The 19258-nt window shown below is 75.0% G+C and carries 15 protein-coding genes; 6 read left to right on the top strand and 9 right to left on the bottom strand.

Translation table 11 applies throughout. From position 1 onward, the window contains the following. Positions 1-4: 4 nt before the first annotated feature. Complete coding sequence (locus QOZ89_RS00885; protein WP_083418779.1) at positions 5-1309, bottom strand: histidinol-phosphate transaminase; 1305 nt, start codon at positions 1307-1309, stop codon at positions 5-7. Between the two features lie 97 nt (positions 1310-1406). Further along, entirely contained in the window at positions 1407-2768 is a 1362-nt protein-coding gene (gene hisD / locus QOZ89_RS00880) for a histidinol dehydrogenase (protein ID WP_071049430.1), read from the bottom strand. 341 nt (positions 2769-3109) lie between these two features. Here hisD and QOZ89_RS00875 point away from each other — a divergent pair, with 341 nt between their 5' ends. The 3 genes from QOZ89_RS00875 to QOZ89_RS00865 are packed head-to-tail and all read left to right on the top strand — an operon-like array spanning position 3110 to position 7829. Then, on the top strand, positions 3110-5203 hold the full coding sequence (locus tag QOZ89_RS00875) for a bis-aminopropyl spermidine synthase family protein (RefSeq protein ID WP_071049429.1): 2094 nt from the start codon (positions 3110-3112) through the stop codon (positions 5201-5203). After that, entirely contained in the window at positions 5200-6138 is a 939-nt protein-coding gene (locus QOZ89_RS00870) for a response regulator transcription factor (RefSeq protein ID WP_083418778.1), read from the top strand. The genes QOZ89_RS00875 and QOZ89_RS00870 overlap by 4 nt, the downstream gene beginning before the upstream one ends. Beyond that, positions 6135-7829 (top strand): sensor histidine kinase, encoded by a 1695-nt coding sequence (locus QOZ89_RS00865; RefSeq protein ID WP_312622685.1) that lies wholly within the window; start codon positions 6135-6137, stop codon positions 7827-7829. Before QOZ89_RS00870 ends, QOZ89_RS00865 begins: the two co-directional genes overlap by 4 nt. 132 nt (positions 7830-7961) lie before the next feature. On the opposite strand, the gene QOZ89_RS00860 is transcribed toward QOZ89_RS00865, so the two are convergent. The 4 genes from QOZ89_RS00860 to QOZ89_RS00845 all read right to left on the bottom strand — a co-directional run bounded on the left by QOZ89_RS00860 (position 7962) and on the right by QOZ89_RS00845 (position 11498). Beyond that, the gene (locus tag QOZ89_RS00860; protein WP_131804022.1) at positions 7962-8816 is read right to left on the bottom strand and encodes a DUF5336 domain-containing protein; all 855 of its coding nucleotides are present in this window, start codon (positions 8814-8816) and stop codon (positions 7962-7964) included. A 420-nt stretch (positions 8817-9236) separates the two neighbouring features. After that, the gene (locus tag QOZ89_RS00855) at positions 9237-10685 is read right to left on the bottom strand and encodes an MFS transporter (protein ID WP_312622684.1); all 1449 of its coding nucleotides are present in this window, start codon (positions 10683-10685) and stop codon (positions 9237-9239) included. Beyond that, a complete protein-coding gene (locus tag QOZ89_RS00850) occupies positions 10678-11220 on the bottom strand; it encodes a GNAT family N-acetyltransferase (RefSeq protein ID WP_083418777.1) in 543 nt (180 codons plus the stop codon). Before QOZ89_RS00850 ends, QOZ89_RS00855 begins: the two co-directional genes overlap by 8 nt. Next, positions 11217-11498 carry a type II toxin-antitoxin system TacA family antitoxin gene (locus QOZ89_RS00845; protein ID WP_241841804.1) on the bottom strand — a complete coding sequence of 94 codons (282 nt, stop codon included), beginning with the start codon at positions 11496-11498 and terminating at the stop codon, positions 11217-11219. The genes QOZ89_RS00850 and QOZ89_RS00845 overlap by 4 nt, the downstream gene beginning before the upstream one ends. Before the next feature lie 226 nt (positions 11499-11724). Between QOZ89_RS00845 and QOZ89_RS00840 the strand changes: the two genes are divergently transcribed. After that, positions 11725-12813, top strand: coding sequence for a DUF3710 domain-containing protein (locus QOZ89_RS00840; protein ID WP_071049426.1), 1089 nt, complete (start codon positions 11725-11727; stop codon positions 12811-12813). A 44-nt stretch (positions 12814-12857) separates the two neighbouring features. Here QOZ89_RS00840 and QOZ89_RS00835 read toward each other — a convergent pair whose 3' ends face one another. Beyond that, the gene (locus QOZ89_RS00835) at positions 12858-14345 is read right to left on the bottom strand and encodes an amidohydrolase family protein (RefSeq protein WP_312622683.1); all 1488 of its coding nucleotides are present in this window, start codon (positions 14343-14345) and stop codon (positions 12858-12860) included. Positions 14346-14499: 154 nt separating this feature from the next. Between QOZ89_RS00835 and QOZ89_RS00830 the strand changes: the two genes are divergently transcribed. After that, a complete protein-coding gene (locus QOZ89_RS00830) occupies positions 14500-14709 on the top strand; it encodes a hypothetical protein (protein WP_312622682.1) in 210 nt (69 codons plus the stop codon). 277 nt (positions 14710-14986) lie between these two features. Then, entirely contained in the window at positions 14987-17065 is a 2079-nt protein-coding gene (locus QOZ89_RS00825) for a molybdopterin-containing oxidoreductase family protein (protein WP_083418774.1), read from the top strand. A 165-nt stretch (positions 17066-17230) separates the two neighbouring features. Here the strand turns inward: QOZ89_RS00825 and QOZ89_RS00820 are convergent, their stop codons facing one another. Both QOZ89_RS00820 and QOZ89_RS00815 read right to left on the bottom strand, forming a co-directional pair. Next, positions 17231-17926: a response regulator gene (locus QOZ89_RS00820; protein WP_312622681.1), complete on the bottom strand. Its 696-nt coding sequence runs from the start codon at positions 17924-17926 to the stop codon at positions 17231-17233. After that, positions 17923-19224: a sensor histidine kinase gene (locus QOZ89_RS00815; RefSeq protein ID WP_198543282.1), complete on the bottom strand. Its 1302-nt coding sequence runs from the start codon at positions 19222-19224 to the stop codon at positions 17923-17925. The genes QOZ89_RS00820 and QOZ89_RS00815 overlap by 4 nt, the downstream gene beginning before the upstream one ends. Positions 19225-19258 lie beyond the last annotated feature (34 nt).

Genomic DNA, 19258 nt, shown 5'->3' with positions numbered 1-19258 from the left:
CGTTTCAGGCGTCCTGGGTCGGGCCTTGCCCGTCCAGGCCACCGCCCGTCCGGGCTCTGCCTGCCGGCCGGCGGTCTGTCTCGAGCGCCGACGGGCTGTCGGCCAGCACGGAGCGCAGCGCGCCGATGAAGGCGTCGATCTCGCTCGGCAGGCCGGCGGTGACCCGCAGCCAGCCGGGCAGGCTCAGGTCGCGGACCAGCACCCCGTGATCGAGCAGGCACTGCCAGACCGCGTGCTGGTCACGGAACAGGCCGAACAGCACGAAGTTCGCGTCCGACGGCACCACCCGCACGCCGAACGCCGGCAGTTCGTCGACGATCCGGTCGCGCTGCGCCTTGACCGCCTCGACCGTTCCGAGCAGCTCGTCGGCGTGCGCCAGGGCGGTGCGCGCCACCGCCTGGGTGAACGACGACAGGTGATAGGGCAGCCGGACCAGTTGCAGCGCGTCGACGACCGCCGGGTGGGCCGCCAGGTAGCCGACCCGGGCGCCGGCGAGCGCGAACGCCTTGCTCATCGTCCGGGTGACGACCAGCTTCGGCTGCTCGGGCAGCAGGGTGAGCGCGCTCGGCACCCCGGCACGGCGGAACTCGGCGTACGCCTCGTCGACGATGACCATGCAGCCGCCGATCTCCTCGGCCGCCGCGCACACCGCCTTGACGACGTCGAGCGGCAGCGCGGTCGCGCTCGGATTGTTCGGCGAGCACAGGAACACCACCGACGGCTGGTGGCGGCGCACCGCGTCGGCCGCGGCGACGGGGTCGAGGGTGTAGTCGTCGGCCCGGTCCTCGGCGACCCACTCGGTCGCGGTGGCGAGCGAGATCAGCCGGTGCATCGAGTACGACGGCTCGAAGCCCAGCGCGCGCCGGCCCGGGCCGCCGAACGCCTGCAGGAGCTGCTGGAGCACCTCGTTGGAGCCGTTCGCCGCCCACACCTGGCTGGTGTGCACACCGAAACCGGCGTCCGGGGTGAGGTAGTAGGCGAGGTCCGCGCGCAGCGCCTCGGCCTCGCGCTCCGGGTAGCGGTTGGCCTCGGTGGCGGCAAGGGTGGCGGCCTTACCGAGTGCGTCCACCAGCTCGGCGGACGGCCGGTGCGGGTTCTCGTTGGTGTTCAGCCGCACCGCGACGTCGAGCTGCGGCGCGCCGTACGGCGAACGGCCGCGCAGGTCGTGGCGCAGCGGCAGGTCGTCGAGCGTCACCGGCCGCCAGGGCCGGGCCGACGTCATCGCCTCGTCGGGGCGCCGCGCGCTCACCCGGACCACGGGCCGGCCGGACGCGCCGTTCCCGAAGACTCCGGTGCCCTGTTCGCTCATCTGGTCACCGCCGCGGCGGGCCGGGAACCGGCGGCGGGCCGGGAACCGCCGGCCCCTCTGGCATCGTCAGCGTCTCTGAATCTGACCGAGCGCCTCATCATCGAGAGCGCACCTCCACCGCGTCGACGTGGGCAAGCAGGTCCTCGGCCGCGCCGAGCGCGGCGATGTGAGGCGCGACGTCCGCGAGCGCTTCCTGCGTGCACGCCACGACGTGCACCTGGCGCTGGAACGCGGCGACCGACAGACCGCTCGAATGGCGGGCGGTCCCGCCGGTGGGCAGTACGTGGTTCGAGCCGGCCAGGTAGTCGCCGAGCGGCACGGGCGCGTACGGGCCGACGAACACGGCGCCGGCGTGGCGGACCCGGGCCGCGACGGCGGCCGGGTCGGCGGTCTGGATCTGCAGGTGCTCGGCGGCCCAGGCGTCCACCACCCGCAGCCCCGCGTCGACGTCGTCGACGAGCGCGACCGCGCCCTGGCCCGACAGCGCCTCCTCGACCCGCTCGCGGTGGCGGGTGACCGGCACCTGCTTGCCGAGCTCGATCTCGACGGCGTCGGCGAGGTCGACGGACGGGGTGACCAGCAGGCAGGCCGCCATCGGGTCGTGCTCGGCCTGGGCAATCAGGTCGGCGGCGACGAACGCCGGGTCGGCGGTGTGGTCGGCGAGGACGGCGATCTCGGTCGGGCCGGCCTCGGCGTCGATGCCGACGACCCCCCGCAGCAGGCGCTTGGCCGCGGCGACGTAGACGTTGCCCGGGCCGGTGACGACATCGACGGCGGGGCAGCTCTCGGTGCCGTACGCGAGCATCGCGACCGCCTGCGCGCCGCCGGCCGCGTACACCTCGTCGACGCCGAGCAGCTGGCAGGCGGCGAGCACCACCGGGTGCGGCAGGCCGTCCCACGGCCCTGGGGTGCCACCGGGGCCGGAAAGGTCACCCGCGCCGTCGTTGCGCCCCCGGTGACGTTGCGGCGGGGAGACAACCGCGAGCGAGCCGACGCCGGCCTCCTGGGCCGGGACGACGTTCATCACCACGCTGCTCGGGTAGGCGACCCGCCCGCCCGGCACGTACAGCCCGACCCGGTCTACCGGGACCCACCGCTCGGTGACCGTCGTGCCTGGCGCGACCTCGATCGTCACCGGCTCGCGCAGCTGCGCCCGGTGGACCAGCCGGGTGCGCCGGATCGCCTCGGTGAGCGCCGCGCGCACCGCCGGGCCCAGCTCGTCCGCCGCCCGCGCGAGCGCGTCGGCGGGTACGCGCGGCGTGGCCGGGCGGACGCCGTCGAAGCGCTCGGTGGCGTCCAGCACGGCGGCGTCGCCGCGGTCGCGGACGTCGTCGCAGATCGGCCGGACCGCCTCGAGCGCCACGTCGACGTCGGTCGCGGCGCGCGGCAGCCGCCGACGGATCTCGGCCGAGGACAGCGCTGTCAGTGCCTCACCGCGGAGGTCCAGCCTTCTCCACACGCCATGAGAGTATCGGCCGTCGCGCGCGAATCGTCCTCCCCGCGCGCCGCAATATCACACAGTTGCCCCGTTCGCCGGCCTCCTCCAGTCATTTCGGCTACCCCGCCGGCCCGGGCATGACGGACAAGGCGGATATCGGAGGACAGTCGCGCGGCCCTGTCCGGTACCCGACTCACGCCGGGACGGCCCGGTGGCCATCGTGCCGGTTCACCCCATCTGTCCTGAGGGTTCACGGCTCTCACCGGGAGCGGCGCCCGCCCGCGAGGCGGACGAGAAGCCGGCGCCCAGGAGCCGCGGGGCGGCCCACGGTCCTTCTTGTGACGGCGAGGTGGCAGGCTGGGATGGTGACTTCCGGCGACGGCCCGTGGCCGACCGACGAGCCGGCCAGTCCCCGCGCCGCCGATGTGACCGGGCGGAACGGGCAGGCGGGCCGGCCCGGGACGGACGGCCAGGCGCGGCTCGCGGCACTGCTTGAGGCCTATGGGGCGTTTGGGCGGCCCCTGCGGGCGCTGGTCGCCCGGCTGGCGGCCGAGTACGCGGCGCCGCGCGGGGGCGGCCCCGCCGGCGGCGGCTCGAGGGGTGCCGATGCGGCCGGGCGGCTGGTCCGGGCGGCCGGGCTGCCGCGGCGCACCGTCGAGGAGGTGCTCGCGGCGCTCGGCGGCGACGTCGACGACGACCCGGTGGCCGGGCCTCGAATACGCCCCGAGCTGGCGGCGGGCTACCGCGAGCTGGTCGACGCGGCGGGACTCGCCGAGACGGGACTCGCCGCGGCGAGGCCGGCTGACCCGCTGGCCGGGCCACTTGGCGCGCATGCGGACCTGGTGGCCACGATGGGCGAGCTGATCGCCGCGGCACCCCGGCCCCGCGCTGACCTGGACCATGTCGCCGCGACGGCCGAGACCGTGGTCCGCCGGGCGCTGTGGCTCGCGGCCACCTATGACCTCGCCGGCCGGCATCTGCTCTGCGTCGGCGACCACGACCTGACCTCGCTCGCCGCGGCCGCGGTCATCCCCGGGCTGCGGGTCACCGTCGTCGATGTCGACGACGAGCTGCTCTCCTTCCTGTACGGCCAGGAGCGTTCGCGCGGCCTCAACGTGCGGCCCTACTTCGCCGACCTGCGGTTCGGCCTGCCACCGTCGGTGGCCGGGTCCGCCGACCTGGCCTTCACCGACCCGCCCTACACCCCCGAGGGGGTGGCGCTGTTCTGCGCCCGCGGCGCCGAGGGGCTGCGCGACCGCGACCACGGCCGGGTGCTGCTCGCCTACGGCTTCTCCGACCGGACGCCGACGCTCGGCTGGAAGACCCAGCGGGCACTCTCCGACGCCGGGTTCGCCCTAGAGGCCATGCTGCCCGCCTTCCACGCCTACGACGGTGCCGAGGCGGTCGGCGCCCGCGCCGATCTCTACGTGTGCCGCCCCACCAGCCACACCTGGCGCCACGTCAACCGCGCCATCGGCCCCCTGACCGCCGGCACCGCCATCTACAGCCGCGGCCGGGCGTCGCTGGAAAGTGCCCCGCGGGACCTGCTCCCCGAGCCGGCGGCGCGCGCCCTGGTCACCGCGGCTCTAGAGGGCCAAAGGAGGTGCGAAAATGCTCTTCGTTCGCACCTCCGGAGGCCCCTGTCACCGGAGGCACTGGAGGCGGTCACGCCTCGTCACCGTCAGCCCGAGGGCGCGCTCCCGGCGGAGCCCCCTGGCCAGCTGGTGTTCGTCGGGGAGGCGCCGCTCCCGGCGGAGACCGGCGGGGACCGGCCGGTGGCGCACGTCCGCCTCGCGACGGTGCTCGCGCAGGGCCTGCCGCCGGCGGCCAGGGCGCGCCGGCCGGTCACGGTCGCCGCCGATCTCACGGAGGACCCCGGCGGCTGGCTGCCCCGGCTGCTGCTGGCCGTCAACGCGGACGCGGTGGCCATGGTCGTCCACTCCGACCACCCAGCCGTCGCCGCCGCCGTCCGGGCCACCATGCCGCTGCCCGGCGGCCGCGCGCCAGACGCGTCGCCGCTGGGGCCGTTGGGCTTTCTCGTGCTCGGGCAGGCGGCCCCCAAGTGGCGCCTCCTGCCGCCGACGCGCGTCGGCGGCACCCCGGACGCCCACCGGCTCTGGGTGCTCTCCTTCGCGGCGGTCGCCTCGACCGAGCTCGACGGGCCCACGGACACCTGGCTGCGCTTCCTGCTCGATCGGGCACACGGCCGGATCGGCAACGTCTGGCGGGAGGCCCTGGTCGGCCACGTCCGCGACGCGCACGGCACGACGCTGTCGAAACGGGACGCGCGGGCCGTCATCGAGTCCGTCCTGCCCCTGCGGGTGCATGAGCTTCTCCAGGCCCGTCTGCTCGACCTGCCGCTGCGCGAGATCGCCGACGTACTCGACTCCGTGGAGTGGTCATGGAGTCCGGAAGGCCTCGCGAAGCTCGATCTCGCGACCGGGCCGCGGGCATGACGGCGGGCAGCGTGCCGCGCCTCGACAGGCCGGGGAACGGGTCAGCAGCGCCGGAGGCGGACGGGGCCCTGGTACTGGTCGTCGAGGACGACGACGCTGTCGGGACGCAGCTGGTACGCGGGCTGCGGCGGGCCGGTTACGCGGCGCGACGGGTGGCGACGGCGACGGCGGCGCTCATGGCCGTCGGTGGCGACGAGCCGCCGGACGTCGTACTGCTCGACCTCGGGCTGCCAGACCTGGACGGCACCGAGGTCTGCCGACGGATCCGGGAGCTCGGCGATATCCCGGTGATCGTGGTGACCGCGCGCGCCGACGAGTCGGACCGCGTGGAGGCGCTCGACCTGGGCGGCGACGACTACCTCGTCAAGCCGTTCGGTTTCGAGGAGCTGCTGGCGCGGATCCGCGCCGTGCGGCGCCGCTTCGCCCGCGTCGCCGCGCTCGCGGACGCCGCCCGTGCCGACGCCGTCCGCGCCGCGGGTGCCGCCGGCGCGGCGAACGGCCATGCCGGTACGGCGCACGGCGCCTCGAACAGGACCGGTGGCCACGCCACCGAGGCTGCGGTAGCCGGCGAGGGTGCCAGGGGGGCCGCCGGAGCCGAGTCCCGCGGCGCGGGGGACGTGGTCCGGCACGGCGGGCTGCTGGTGGACCGGCGGACACGGCGGATTGAGCTGGACGGGCGGCGCCTCGCCATCACCGCGCGCGAGTTCGACCTGCTCGCCTTCCTCGCGGCGGATCCGGGCCGGGTGCGCACCCGGCGGGAGATCTTCCAGGCCGTGTGGGGGCCGTGGTTCGGCTCGACGAAGGTGCTCGACGTCCACGTGGGGTCGCTGCGGCGCAAGCTCGGCCGGCCGGAGCTGATCGAGACGGTCTACGGTGTCGGCTTCCGCCTCGCCGACCCGGCCGTCGAGCCGGGGAGGGCGGGCGGCGCGCGGTGAGCAAGCGGATCCTGGCCATACAGCTGCTGCTGACGGCGTTGCTGATGATCTGTGTGTGCATCCCGCTCGGGATGGACGCCGCCCAGCACGACCGGACCCTGCTCGCCCTGCGAACCGCGGCCAGCGCCGATGCCTACGCGGCCGAGGTCAAGTGGCGCCGGCTGGGCACGGACGCGCCCCGGCTGCCCGACCAGTCCGCGGACGCCGGCTCCGGCGCCTACTCCGAGTACGGCGAGCCCGGCGACGGCCAGTCCGAGGTCGTCCGACCGGACGACGACCTCGCCCTCTACAGCCCGGACGGCCGCCTCACCGCGTCCTCGGGCCAGCCGATTCCGCTGACGGCCGCCCAGATCGCCGCCGCCCGCGAGAGACGGGTCGAGCTCGCGCCATCTGGCGCGAACGGGCACCGTCAGGTCGTCGTGACGCCGGTGAACAACTCGGGCGGCCTGCTCACGATCCTCGTGGTGGCCAGGTCCGACAACGCTACCAGGGCCCAGATCCAGCACCGCTGGGTCCGGCTGATCGTCGGCTTCGGCGTGGCGCACCTGGTGGCGCTGGCGCTGTCGGTGCTGCTCGCCCGCTGGGTGAACCGGCCGCTGCGCCGGCTGGAACGGGCGGCGGCGAGGCTCGGCGACGGCGAGCTGTCGGCCCGGGTCCGGGCCGTCGGCGGGCCCGCCGAGGTACGCCAGCTCGCGACGAGCTTCGACGCCATGGCCGGGCAGATCGAGGAGCTGGTCGACGGGCAGCGCGCCTTCCTCGCCGACGTCTCCCACCAGATCCGCACCCCGCTGACCGCGATGCGGCTTCGCCTGGAGCTGCTCGGCCAGGACCTGGCCGACGACCCGGCCGCCGCCGGCGAGGTGGGCGGGACGATCGCCGAGGTGCACCGGCTGTCCCGGATGGTCGACGGCCTGCTCGCCATGGCGCGCACCCAGGCCCGCGGCGGGACGTCGGTCCGGGTTTCGGTGCGCGTCGACCGGGTGGTCCGCGAGCGTGTCGCGACCTGGTGCGCGGTCGCCGCGGCGGCGCACGTCGAGCTGCTCGACGAGACGACGGCCAGCGATCGCGCGCTGCTCACCCCTGGTCATCTGGAGCAGGTCCTCGACAACCTGCTGTCCAACGCGCTGGAGGCGACCGCCTCGGGCGGGCGGGTCGTCGTCCGCGCGGCGCTGGCCAGCCCGGACACCGTCACCACCAGCGGCAGTGGCAACGGCGGTAGCAGTGGTGGCAACGGCGGCAGCGGCCGGCGCGGAGGCGTTCTCGGGGCCGTCCGGGCTCATGAGGCGGGCGGCCAGGCGCGGGCGAGCGGCGCCGCGCCGACGATCCGGCTGACGGTCGCGGACGATGGCCCGGGGATGACCGCCGCCGCCCGCGCCGGCGCCTTCGAGCGGTTCCGCGCCGAGCGCCCGGCCGAGCGCGCGATGCGCGCGGACCGGCGCGGGCACGGTCTCGGCCTCGCCGTCGTCCACGCCCTGGTCGTGGCCGACGGCGGCCGGGTCAGGCTCGACGAGGCAGAGTCGGGCGGCCTGCTGGTGGTACTCGACCTGCCGGCCGCGCCCGCCGGCCCGCGGCCAGGCCTCGCCGGCGGGCCCGACCGAGCCGAGGTCGCCGGCGCGGGGGGCGACGGGACGGCCAGACTCGCAGGAGTGACCAGCGCCGGGAACCGCGGCGAGGTCGACGGAGCCGGCTGAGGCAGGGCGGGGGTCCGCCTTGCCCGCCGACCGCCGAGCGGCCGGGCAGGCGGCTGGCCCCCGCCCAAGGCCAGCGGGCGCGCGCAGTGGCCAGGCCATGCGCGCGCCCGAAGGCTCGTTCGACGTGCCGGGTCAGCGCTCCCAGCGGTCATCGGTGAACCGGTCACCCTGGTCGCGGTCGACACCACGATCAACACCGCGATCGACACCGCGATCGACACCGCGCTCCGGATAGGGCTGGTCCACGCCTCGCTCGGTGTAGCCACCCTCCTGGCGCCCGCGGTCGACCCCGCGGTCAACCGGCTGGCCGGCGTCCTGGCCGCCCACGCGCCGGCCACCCGGGTACTCGCCGCCCGAGTACTCGCGCTCACGGTCGACGGCACGGCCACGCTCGGCGCCACGGCCCGTGTAGCCGCCCATGGCCGGTCCGCGCTCGCGACCCGCCACCCGGCCGTGGCCGGCCTCGCCGCTCGCCTTGACGCGACGCAGGGCGAGCAGCGTCATCAGGATCGATGTGATCAGGCCGAGGATCAGGCCGTAGCGCGCGCCCGACGAGATGCCGGGGTAGCCGAGGTAGCTGCCGTGCACGCGCGGCAGGCTGATCCACCGCACGACGATCAGCACCAGCGCCACGATGCTGGCCGTCGCGATCGCCGTCGACAGCGGGACCGAGCCGAGCCCCGTCATCTTGCCACGGCTCAGTAGGTACGCCGCGGCGAGCGCCGCGGCGATGAGCATCAACACGATCGGCACCCAGGCGAGGGCGCCGGACTGCCACGCGTTCAGGTTGGAGCGCCAGATCTGTGCCTGGCCATACGCGTTGTATCCGGAGTACCGGACACCGAACCACGGCAGAAAGCTGAAAATAAGGCCGAGAATCCCCAGTCCGATGATTCCGAGATCAGCGCCCTTCATGCCGCGGCCCTCGCGGGCCGCGAATCCTGGGCTGTCCTGGGCCGCGCGACCGCGGCCGGCCATACTCGCCATTGGCGACACCCTCGTTTCTCCCGAGCCACGGGCCGGCCACATTCACACGCGCACTCGCCGCGTGCCGCGGCAAACCCGCGCGTAGAGGATCTGAGTCCCGCGGCCGCCGCCTCGATACGTGTACGAACGTCAGGCGCAGAGACGTCGTGACGCCACGACGAAGCGGTAGCGGTGGTGAGTCAGAACCTCCCCCGTTTCCTCGGGCCGGAAACTAAGGCGGCCTATTTGGACAACGACATCCCGTGACGCCCGTGTTCGCGCGGCTCCCCGCCAGGCGAGGTTTACACCGAGCTGGAGCCGACGTCCGAGCTCGCGCTCGCGACGCGTACAAGATGTCCCGCACTACCTATTACGAGCAGCTGCCGCCAGGCAATGGCACCCGATGGGCCGATATCGGTAAAGAGGATCTTTTATAAGACGCTAAGGAGCCTGCCTGTCGGGGCGAGCGCCCTCCGCCGGGACCAGTTCCGACGGAACTGCCGGTCCCGCCGGGACCGCCGATTCCGCCGGGACCGCCGGGACCGCCGGGACCGCCGGGACCGCCGGGACCGCCGCCAGACCGTCATAGCGGATGAACGACGGCACGGCCACGATCAGCACGACCAGGCCCACGAGGCACGCGGCGCCGCCGACGAACGCCGCCAGTCCCGGCGAGGTGAAGCCGGCGAACGTGCCGTGGCCGAGGTCGCCGAGGCTCGGCCCGGCGGCCACCGACACCATGAACAGCCCGGCCATCCGGCCACGCACCGAGTCGGGCGCGGCGACCTGCTGAATGGTGATCCGCAGCACCGCGGACACCGTGTCGGCGGCGCCGGCGATGACCAGCAGGCCGATCGCCACCGGCAGCGACCCGGCCAGCCCGAACAGCGCGACCGCGACGCCCCACACCGCGATCGCCACGGCGACCACCAGGCCCTGGCGGCGTATCCGGGACAGCCAGCCGCCGGTCGCCGCGACAAGGGTGCCGCCGACGGACATCGCCGCGTAGAGCACGCCCGTGGTGCGCGGGCCGCCATGGAACTGGGCGACGGCCATCGAGGCGAACAGCACCCGCGGCATGCCGAAGATCATGGCGTCCAGGTCCACGAGGAACGTCATCAGCAGCACCGGCCGTTGCCATAGCAGCCGGAACCCGTCGACGACGCTGGCGAACCCCGCCCGCGTGCCGCCGCCCTCGGGCCGCATCGACGGCAGCCGCCAGGTCGCCCACAGCAGGCCCAGGTAGGACACGACGTCGACGGCGTAGGCGGCCCGGAAGCCGACCGTCGAGACCAGCAGGCCGGCCAGCAGCGGGCCGCCGGTGAGCGCGAGCGTCATCGAGAAGCCCTCGAGCGCGCCGACCGCCGGCATCATGTCCGGGGTGAGCAGCCGGGCGGCGAAGGTCCGCCGGATCGGCGAGTCCAGCGCGGACAGCGACGCCTGCAGGCCGATCAGGATGAAGAGCACCCACACCGGTGCGCCGAACAGCGCCTGCAGGGTGAGTGCCAACGAGGCCAGCATCATCCCGGAGGAGGTCAGCAGCGCGAGCACCCGCCGGTCGGCGGCGTCCGCGATCGTGCCGCCGGCGAGCCCGAAGACCACCAGCGAGACGAAGGTGACGGCGCCGACGGCACCGACGGCGAAGTTCGACCCGGTGTCGGCGTAGATCTGCAGCAGCACCGTGGTGACGACGACCTGGGTGCCGGTCGCGCTGACCAGCTCGCCAAGCCAGAACCGGCGAAACGACGGCGATTCCCGCAGCGGGCGCAGGTCGGCGGTGAACAGCCGGCCGAGCCGGCGCAGCCGGGAGCCTTCAGGGCCCTTGGAGCTGGCTGGGCTGGCTGGGCTGGTTCTGCCGGCCGCGGCGGGCGCCGCGGCCGGCTCAGTCACGGAACGGCATCCCCGGCCCCGGCCCCGGCCCCGCGGTGGCATGCCGCAGCGCCAGCGCGACGACATAGTGGTCGAGCCGCATGGGGGTGAAGCCGAAGTGCCGGTAGAAGGCCTTGGCCGGAGCCGAGACGGCGTGCGCGAGCAGCAGCGGCGTCCCGGCCGTCCGGTAGACGGTCGCCGCCCGCATGACCGCGTCGCGCAGCAGCCGCGCGCCGACGCCGCGGCCCTGGACCGTCTCGTCGACCGCGAGCCGGCCGATCAGGAGCGCCGGCACCGGGTCCGCCGGGCCGGCGGCGCGCCGCCCCCACCGGCGGGGCGCGGCGGCGCGGACGTGCTCGACCGCGCCGCGGGTGAGGCAGTAGTAGCCGACGGCCCGGCCGCCGTCGGCCACGACGAACGTCGTCACGCCCTCCTCTTGCTGCTCCAGGGCATGGTGGCGCAGCCAGCTGTCGAGGACGTCGTGCCCGCTGCGGAAGCCTCGGACATCGTGCTGCGCCGTGAGCCTGATCGGCGGCCCCGCGGAGCGAGGACTCACCGGCTCTCCTCGTCCGGGCCGTCCTCGAGCAGGTCACGCAGCCGCGGCGCCTCGTCCGGTGCCGGCCCGCCGAGCAGCGCGGCCAGTTCCTCCCACGCCGCGTCGGTGGCGCCGAACACCCGGCGGTCCGCCATCGCGTCGGCGGCATAGCGCCGCATCGCCTCGACGGCGAAGTCCTCCAGCGTCGCTCCAAGACTCTCCGCGGCCGAGCGGACCAGTTCCGCCGTCTCGCCCGTCAGCCGCACCGCGATCTGCTCGTCCTTGTCGGTTCCACCCACGTCCGTCAGTCTGCCTGTTCCTTGTCCCAGACCCACACCCACCCGGACATCTCCGCCATCCCGAGGCCAACGGGAGATGACGCACAACCCGGTTGTCCGGCCGGGTGGGGGCACGTAGCGTCGGTGGAGACGCCGCGGCGACGGGCACGTTCCGTGCGTGTGGCGGGTGGCCGGCCGGCCTGTTCCGCGGGGTGACCGGGTGGCTGCCAGGGCAGGGGGCGGTCGGGTGTTGAGATGGGTACGGTCCCTGTGGTCCCGGCGCGCCGGACCGGGCGCGGGCGCCTTCCGAGCCGGCCTCGGCCCGCACGACGGCGGGCTGGTCGAGGTCGAGGTGGACGACCTCACGCCCGGCGGCCCGTACGACCTCGGCCTGGCACCGAGCGACGGTGTCCGCCGCCTCGATCTGGGTGCGCTGCTGGTGCCGCTGCTCGACGGGGTCGACTACCGGCTGCGCCTCGACGGCGAGCGGGTGAGCGCGGTGGTCGCGCTCGCCGGCCGGTCGATGATGGAGCTCACGGCGCTGGCGGCGCCGAAGAGCCGCGGGGTCTGGGACGAGATCCGCGCCGAGATCTGGCTGGCGGCCGCGCTGCCCGGCCCGGCAGGCGGCCCGCGTCCACCCCGCGCGCCCGCCATGCCCGCCTCGCCGGTGCCTGTTCTCACGGGTCCGGTGTGGGTGGGCGGCCCCGTCGAGGTCGCCGCCGGGTACGGCCGGTTCGGCCCCGAGCTGCTGCTCGTGCCGACGGCTCCGGCCGTGCTGCCCGACGCACCGCCGGCGGAGTCTCCTGGTGAGCTCGACGTGGCGTTCCCCGTCCCTGGTCCGTTCCCCGCCCTCGGCGCCGCCTCCGGCCAGGCGGCCCTCTCCGGCCTGGCCGGCCCTGTCCGGCTGGTCGGCATCGACGGGCCGCGCTGGTTTCTCCAGGCCGCGGTCACCGGCCCGGCCTCCACCCCACGCGACGAGTCGCTCATGGACGACGTGCTGCGCGGCACGATCGTGATCCGCGGCGGCCGCGCGATGCCGGTGCGGGCGCCGCTCCCCCTGCGGCTGCCGACCGACACCGAGGACCCGGTCGGCCCCGACGACCTCGTCGATCCGATGGCCGCCGCCGACCCGGACGGCCCGCCGCTCCTGGGACGCCACGCCGACCAGTCCGCGGCCTGGCGAGCCGCCGCGCGGGGCCCCGCGTCGCCGACCGACCTGGAGTCGCTGCGCCCGAAGCCCACCGGTGCGAGCAGCGCCGACCCGCGCCGGATCAGCTACGGGCTGGTCCCGCCGCCGAGCGGCGGCCTCGGCCGCAACCTCATGACCTGGGGCTAAGCACGCGGCCCGCGGCCCGCGGTTTTGGGCGGGCTGAGCCGGGCTCACTCGTCCGGCTCGGCCTGGTCCTCCCACGAACGGCGTCGGTCCGGGGTGCGCGGTGCCCAGTCCGGCGGGCCGGCGAGGCGGGAGATACCAGCGGCGGCGAGGCCGGAGGCGAGGGCGAGGCGGCGCGCGAGCGGGCGGGCGCGCTCGATCTGGTCGCGCTCGTCGACCACGGCGCAGGTGTGGTCGACGACGAGGCGGCGCCCGTCGACCCACACGTCGCGCACGGCCCGCGGGGAGGCGCCGTAGACGAGCTGGCCGCACGGGTCGTGCAGCATCGAGACGCAGACCGAGTCCTGCAGCAGCACCAGGTCGGCCCGCTTCCCGGGCTCCAGGCTGCCGACCAGGTCGCCCTGGCCCAGCGCCCTGGCGCCGTCGAGGGTCGCCATCCGCAGCACGGTCGGCGCGTCGAGGACCGCCGGGTCGACGGCGTGGACCTTGGCCAGCAGCGCCGCCATCTTGACCGCCTGCAGCATGTCCTGGCTGTCGTTGGAGGCGGCGCCGTCGGTGCCGATCCCGACGGTGACGCCGGCGGCGCGCAGCCGGGGAACCGGGCACACCCCGGAGCCGAGGATCATGTTCGCGACCGGGTTGTGGGCGATCGCGGCCCCGTTGCCGGCGAGGATCTCGACGTCGGCCTCGGTGACCCACACCCCGTGGCCGGCGATGAGCGGCCGCTCGAACATGCCGAGGCGCAGCGCGTGCGGGATCGTCCGCCGGCCCCAGCGGGCGCTGGCCGCCACCAGCTCCTCGCGCACTTCGGCGAGATGGGTGTGCACCGCCCAGTTCCTGGCGCGGCAGGCGTCGACGCCCGCCTCCAGCAGCTCGTCGCTCTGCCCGAGCAGGGTGCCGACGCCGTAGCGGAAGCCGACCGGCGCGCCGTGGGCCGCGGCGAGGGCGACGGCCGCCGCCAGGTCGTCCTGCTCGTCCATGATCCGCTTGACGTCCGCCCAGGGCGCACCCGGGTCGTAGGCGTCCTCCGCGCCGAAGGAGACCACGCCGCGCAGGCCGGCACGAACCAGCCCGTCGACGACGCCGAGGCTCGCGAACTCGTCGCGGTTGCTGTGCACGAACATGTCGTTGACGGTCGTGACGCCGGTCAGCAGCAGCTCCACGGCGCGCAGCAGGGTGCCCTCCCGGGCGTCCTCCTCCGTCAGGACCGTGCCGAGCGGCCCGACGATCCGCTCCCCCCATTCGAACAGCGTCAGCTCCGAGCCCATCCCGGTCGTCAGCGCCTCGGACAGGTGGGTGTGCGCGTTGACGAGACCCGGGATCAGCAGCCCCGTCCCGTCGCCGACGACCGGGACGTCGGCGAGCCCGGCCCGCAGCTCGTCGTACCCACCGACCGCGACGATCTCGCCGCCGCGGATGTGGACGGCGCCGTCGGCGATGTCGCCCTCGGGGCCGACGGTGAGCACCCACGCCGCCCTGACCAGCGTCTCCACGCGTTCCGGCAGGCCGTCCGGACGCGGCACCGTGTCGGCCACAGCGCGATTCTCACATCCGGCACCGCATCCGACGTGGCCCGGCTACGCCCGCGACCACACCCACGCCCATGCCACGCCCACGTAGACATCAACGTCGACACGCGCGATCGGTCCGGGTGACCGCCCGCGCCGGGCCGTGTGGTCAGCTGTGGGCGTGGAGGCGCTCCCGGACCGGCAGGAGATCGTCCGGTACTGCCAGGAGTGCGCCCGGCACAGCGTCCTGCTCGCGACCGGCCACGGCCCGCTGTGGGAGTGCGCCGGCTGCGGCACCTGGCTGCGGTGGCCGCATCAGCCCGCCGTCCCCGACCTGTCCACCGTCGCGGTCCTCGACCACCACCGGGCCAGGCGGCGCAAGGCGTCCTGAGCCGGGTCACCTGGGCGTGCTCGCGCCATGCCCGAGCCGCGCCGGTACCGCCACTCAAACGGCGGCTGGCGGGCCGGCCGGCGCGGCCGAATGCCCTTGTCAGCGCCCAAGGTGGATTGTGCGTCTCGCCTCGCGAGAGTACGGTTTCCGGCACGAGGCAAGGCCGTTTCGACATCGAGTCGGCGGGCCGCGCGGATTGCGGGGCCGCTGTGCGCCTCCGCCGACGACGGCCCGGCCAAGAGCGGGGCGTGAGCCCCTGACGCCGGTGGGAGACCGTATGGCCGTGGCAGGTACCGACGTGACGGGCACGGACACGGCGGTCACGGACGCGGCAGGCGCTCGGGCGGCGGGCACCGGCGCGGCGGCCACCAGGACGGTTCGCAGCTTCTGCCGGGTGTGCACCTCGGTCTGCGGGATCCTCGTCGAGACCTCCGGGGACCAGGTCTTACGGGTGCGCGGCGACCGGGACCACCCGATGTCCGCCGGCTACACCTGCCCGAAGGGCCGGGCGCTTCCCGGCGTGCACCACCACCCCGACCGGCTCGAACACCCGCTCCTGCGCGACGGCGACGGCCTCCGCCCGACCACCTGGGAGGAATGCCTCGACGACCTCGGCTCCCGGGTACGGGCGATCATCGACGAGCACGGGCCGTCGGCCGTCGGGATCTTCTTCGGCAGCGGGGTCGGGATGGACGCCGCCGGCTACAAGGTGGCGCAGTCCCTGCACCGGGCCATCGGGACGCCGGCGAAGTTCAGCCCGCTGACCATCGACGGCACGGCGAAGGTGCTCATCTCCGACCTCGTCGGCGGCACGCCGGCGCTCGCCGGCCGGCCCGACTACGAGACGGCGACGTTCGTCCTGTTCGTCGGCAGCAACCCGGTCGTGTCCCACGGACACACCGTCGCCATGCCCAACCCGATCGGGACGCTGAGGGCGCTGCGCGACCGCGGCGAGATCTGGGTCGTCGACCCCCGGCACACCGAGACCGCGAAACTGGCCACCGGCCATCTCGCGCCGCGTCCCGGGATGGACCACGCCGTACTCGCCTACCTGGTCCGCGAAGTGCTGCGCGACGGGGCACGCCAGGACGTCCTGGACAGCCGCTGCGTCGACGCCGACACGCTCGCCGCCGCGGTCGAGCCCTTCACGCTGGAGCACACGGCCGCGGTGTGCGACGTCCCGGCGGACGAACTGGCCGCCCTGCTCGCCGCGGTCCGCCGAGCGGAGCGGGTCGCCGTCGAGACGGGCACCGGCGTGACCATGTCGGCGAGCGCGAACGTCACCCAGTGGCTCGGATGGGCCCTGATGATCATCACAGGGTCGATGAACCAGCCGGGCGGCGCCTGGTTCCACCCGGGGTTCGCCAGCCGGCTCGAGAACGTGCAGCTGCCGGTCTCGCCGGCGGACGGCTCGTTCGGCCCCGGGCCGCGCAGCCGCCCCGAGACGCACTCCTTCCTCGGCGAGTGGCCGTGCGCGGTGCTCGCCGACGAGATCGAGGCCGGCAACATCCGGGCCGTGCTGAACCTCGGCGGCCACCTCGTGACCGCCTTCCCGGACACCGAGACGCTGGTGCCGGCGCTGCGCAAGCTCGACGTGTTCGCGACGATCGAGATCATCGCGAACGAGACGACCGCGCTGTCGACGCACGTCCTGCCGACGAAGGACCAGCTCGAGCGCGCCGACATCACGCTCTGGGACAACCTGATGCCGCGGGTGGCGACCCAGTACACGCCCGCGGTCGTCGGGCCGGTCGGCGACCGGCGCTCCACCTGGTGGGTGCTCGCCGAGCTGGGCCGCCGCCTCGGCCATGACCTCGCGGCCACGTCAGGCGAGGCGGCCACGGACGGAGCCAGGCTGGCGAAGGTCGTCCCCCGGGGCACGTTCGGCGAGGACCTGACGACCCGGCAGTGGGCCGAGACGGACCGGCAGCTGCCCGCGCCGTGGGTCGAGCGCCACCTCGACCGGCTCGGCGGCTGGCGCCTCGCGCCCCGGCTGCTCGTCGACCAGCTGGCCACCCTGACCGAGCCCGCGCCGCTCGTCTTCGTGCCGCGGCGGCAGAAGCGGCACCTGAACTCCCAGTTCGACTTCCTCGGCGACCAGGCCGAGATCCTCGTCCACCCCGACGACGCCGCCACCGCCGGCGTGCGCGACGGCGAGCCGGTGGTCATCCGCGCCACCCACGGCGAGATCACCGGCATCGCCCGCGTCGACCCAGCCGTCCGGCGCGGCGCCGTCTCCATCCCCCACGGCCACCAGTCCGCGAACGTCAACCGCCTCACCGACAAGAACGACCTCGATCCCATCACCGGCATGGCCCACTACTCCGGCATCCCCGTCACCCTCCGCCCGGCCTAGACCCGCCCGGCCTAGACCCGCACAGCCCAGACCCGCACGGCGGGACCGGCGCACGGTTCGTCAGGAATCTGACGAATTGTTCGGATTCGGCGTGGTCGCCGACGGCCGAACCCAGATGATCAGCCTGCGCACCGGCCGGCCGCCCGCGGCCTGAGGAAGGGCCGGTCAGCGGGCCGCGCGCGGGACGACCAGGCCGGACTCATAGGCCGCGACGACGGCCTGGGCCCGGTCGCGCAGGCCGAGCTTGGCCAGGACGCGGCTGACGTGGCTCTTGACGGTCTCCCCGGACAGCGACAGACGCGCGGCGATCTCGGCGTTGGACAGACCTTCGGCGACGAGCCGCAGGATCTCCGTCTCCCGCGGAGTGAGAGCGGCGAGCGCGGGTGACGGCACAGGCGGGTGGGGCCGCAGGCGGACGAACTCGCCGATGAGCCTGCGGGTGACAGCTGGAGCGAGCAGCGCGTCCCCGGCGGCCACCACCCGCACCGCGTCGAAAAGACGTTCCGCGGTCACTTCCTTGAGCAGGAAGCCGCTGGCACCGGCGGCAAGCGCCTCGTAGATGTACTCGTCGACGTCGAATGTCGTCAGGATGATGATGCACGGCCCGCCGTCGCCCGGGGTCTCGGCGACGATCCGCCTGGTCGCGGCGAGCCCGTCCTCGACCGGCATGCGAATGTCCATGAGCACCACGTCCGGGCGGCGCTCCCGGCAGAGCCAGACCGCCTGCGCGCCATCGGCGGCGCCGCCGACGACCTCGAAGTCCGGCTGGGTGGCCAGCAGCGCGCCGAAGCCCGCCCGGACGACCTCCTGGTCATCGGCGACGACGATGCGGATCGCCCCCGTGCCCCGGATGGCCGTCATCCGAACCGCGCCGGCTGTAGGCGGTCGGCGGCGGTCGGCAGCTCCGCTTCAATGAGGAAGCCCTCGGTCGAAGACTGGCCGGCGCGTAGCCGTCCGCCGACCATGGCGACCCGCTCCCGCATCCCCGCGAGCCCGTGCCCGGCTGTCACCGGGGCACTGGAGGGCCGCCCCGGGCCCGCGTCGCGGACTCGCACGAGCAGCGCGCCGTCGTTGTAGCGCAGTTCGACATCGACCGGGGCGCCGGCGGCGTGCCGCCGGGAGTTGGTCAACGCCTCCTGGACGATCCGGTACGCGGTGAGCTCGACGCCGGGGTCGAGCGGCTCGACCCGGCCCGCCACGATCAGCCGGGTGCTGACGCCGGTGGCGGCCCGCGCCTCATCGATGAGGTCGATGAGCTGCTCCAGCCCCGGTTGTGGCTCCCTGGTGGGCCGGTGGCCCGGGCCCTCGCCCCCGCCGCGCGCCGCGCCGTCCGGGTGCGCCGTCTGGTGCTCGGCCCGCTCGGCGTCCTGGGCGTCGTCGCGCAGCACGCCCAGCAGCCGGCGCATCTCGGCGAGCGCCTGACGCGCCGTGTCCCCGATCGCGCTCAGCTGCCGCGCTCCGTCCGCCGGCAGGCCGGCTGTGGTGAGCCGGGCGGTCTCCGCCTGCACCGCGATCAGGGAGATGTGGTGCGCGACGACGTCGTGCAGCTCGCGGGCGATGCGGGCGCGCTCACTCCGGGCGACGTGCGCGAGCAGGCTGTCCCGGGCCGCCCTGTCGGCCGCGGCGCGGCTGCGCGTCTCGGCGCGCTCGCGACGCGCGGCGCCGCCGCCCAGCGCCACCGCGGCGAGCGCGAGCAGCGTCACCCCGAGGTAGCGGCCACCAACCGGCGCGTCGCCGAACGGGACGACCGCGTCGAGCGCGAACGGGACGAGCATCGGCAGTGCCACCCCGCGCCGCCGGCGCAGCCCGACCAGGAAAAGCGCCGTGAGCAGCCCGAGTGTCCCGGCGATCGTCGGCGCCTCGCCGCTGGCCAGGGTCAACGCGGTCGCCGCCGTGATGACGGCGGCCGCCGTGGCGGGGCGGCTTCGCGCCATCGCCAGGGGCGCCGTCGCGCCCAGGCCCAGCAGCATCGCGGTCGACAGGTCCGCGGTGGTGCGGTCTGAGTACGAGCCCGCCCGTACCACGACCTCCAGCAGCGCGACCAGGCCGAGGAACCCGGCGGCGACGAGCGGCGTGTCCGGCGCGCCGACGACCCGCCGCGTGGCCATGGCCACCCGGTAGACGGCTTCCCGGTCGGCCCGCGGGCGTTGCCGGCTCACCCGACCCAGTGTGCCCGTGACCGGCCGCGGCGCG

This window comes from Pseudofrankia coriaricola, assembly GCF_032027725.1.
Taxonomy (GTDB): domain Bacteria; phylum Actinomycetota; class Actinomycetes; order Frankiales; family Frankiaceae; genus Pseudofrankia.
Note: the sequence above shows the minus strand (reverse complement) of the source record. Positions and strands in the feature narration are given on the sequence as shown.

Excerpts from the sequence above, each read along its gene's own strand:
- QOZ89_RS00885 (WP_083418779.1), bottom strand. The coding sequence starts at position 1,309 with ATGAGCGAACAGGGCACCGGAGTCTTCGGGAACGGCGCGTCCGGCCGG.
- QOZ89_RS00875 (WP_071049429.1), top strand. The coding sequence starts at position 3,110 with ATGGTGACTTCCGGCGACGGCCCGTGGCCGACCGACGAGCCGGCCAGT.
- QOZ89_RS00870 (WP_083418778.1), top strand. The coding sequence starts at position 5,200 with ATGACGGCGGGCAGCGTGCCGCGCCTCGACAGGCCGGGGAACGGGTCA.
- QOZ89_RS00860 (WP_131804022.1), bottom strand. The coding sequence starts at position 8,816 with ATGGCGAGTATGGCCGGCCGCGGTCGCGCGGCCCAGGACAGCCCAGGA.
- QOZ89_RS00825 (WP_083418774.1), top strand. The coding sequence starts at position 14,987 with ATGGCCGTGGCAGGTACCGACGTGACGGGCACGGACACGGCGGTCACG.
- QOZ89_RS00820 (WP_312622681.1), bottom strand. The coding sequence starts at position 17,926 with ATGACGGCCATCCGGGGCACGGGGGCGATCCGCATCGTCGTCGCCGAT.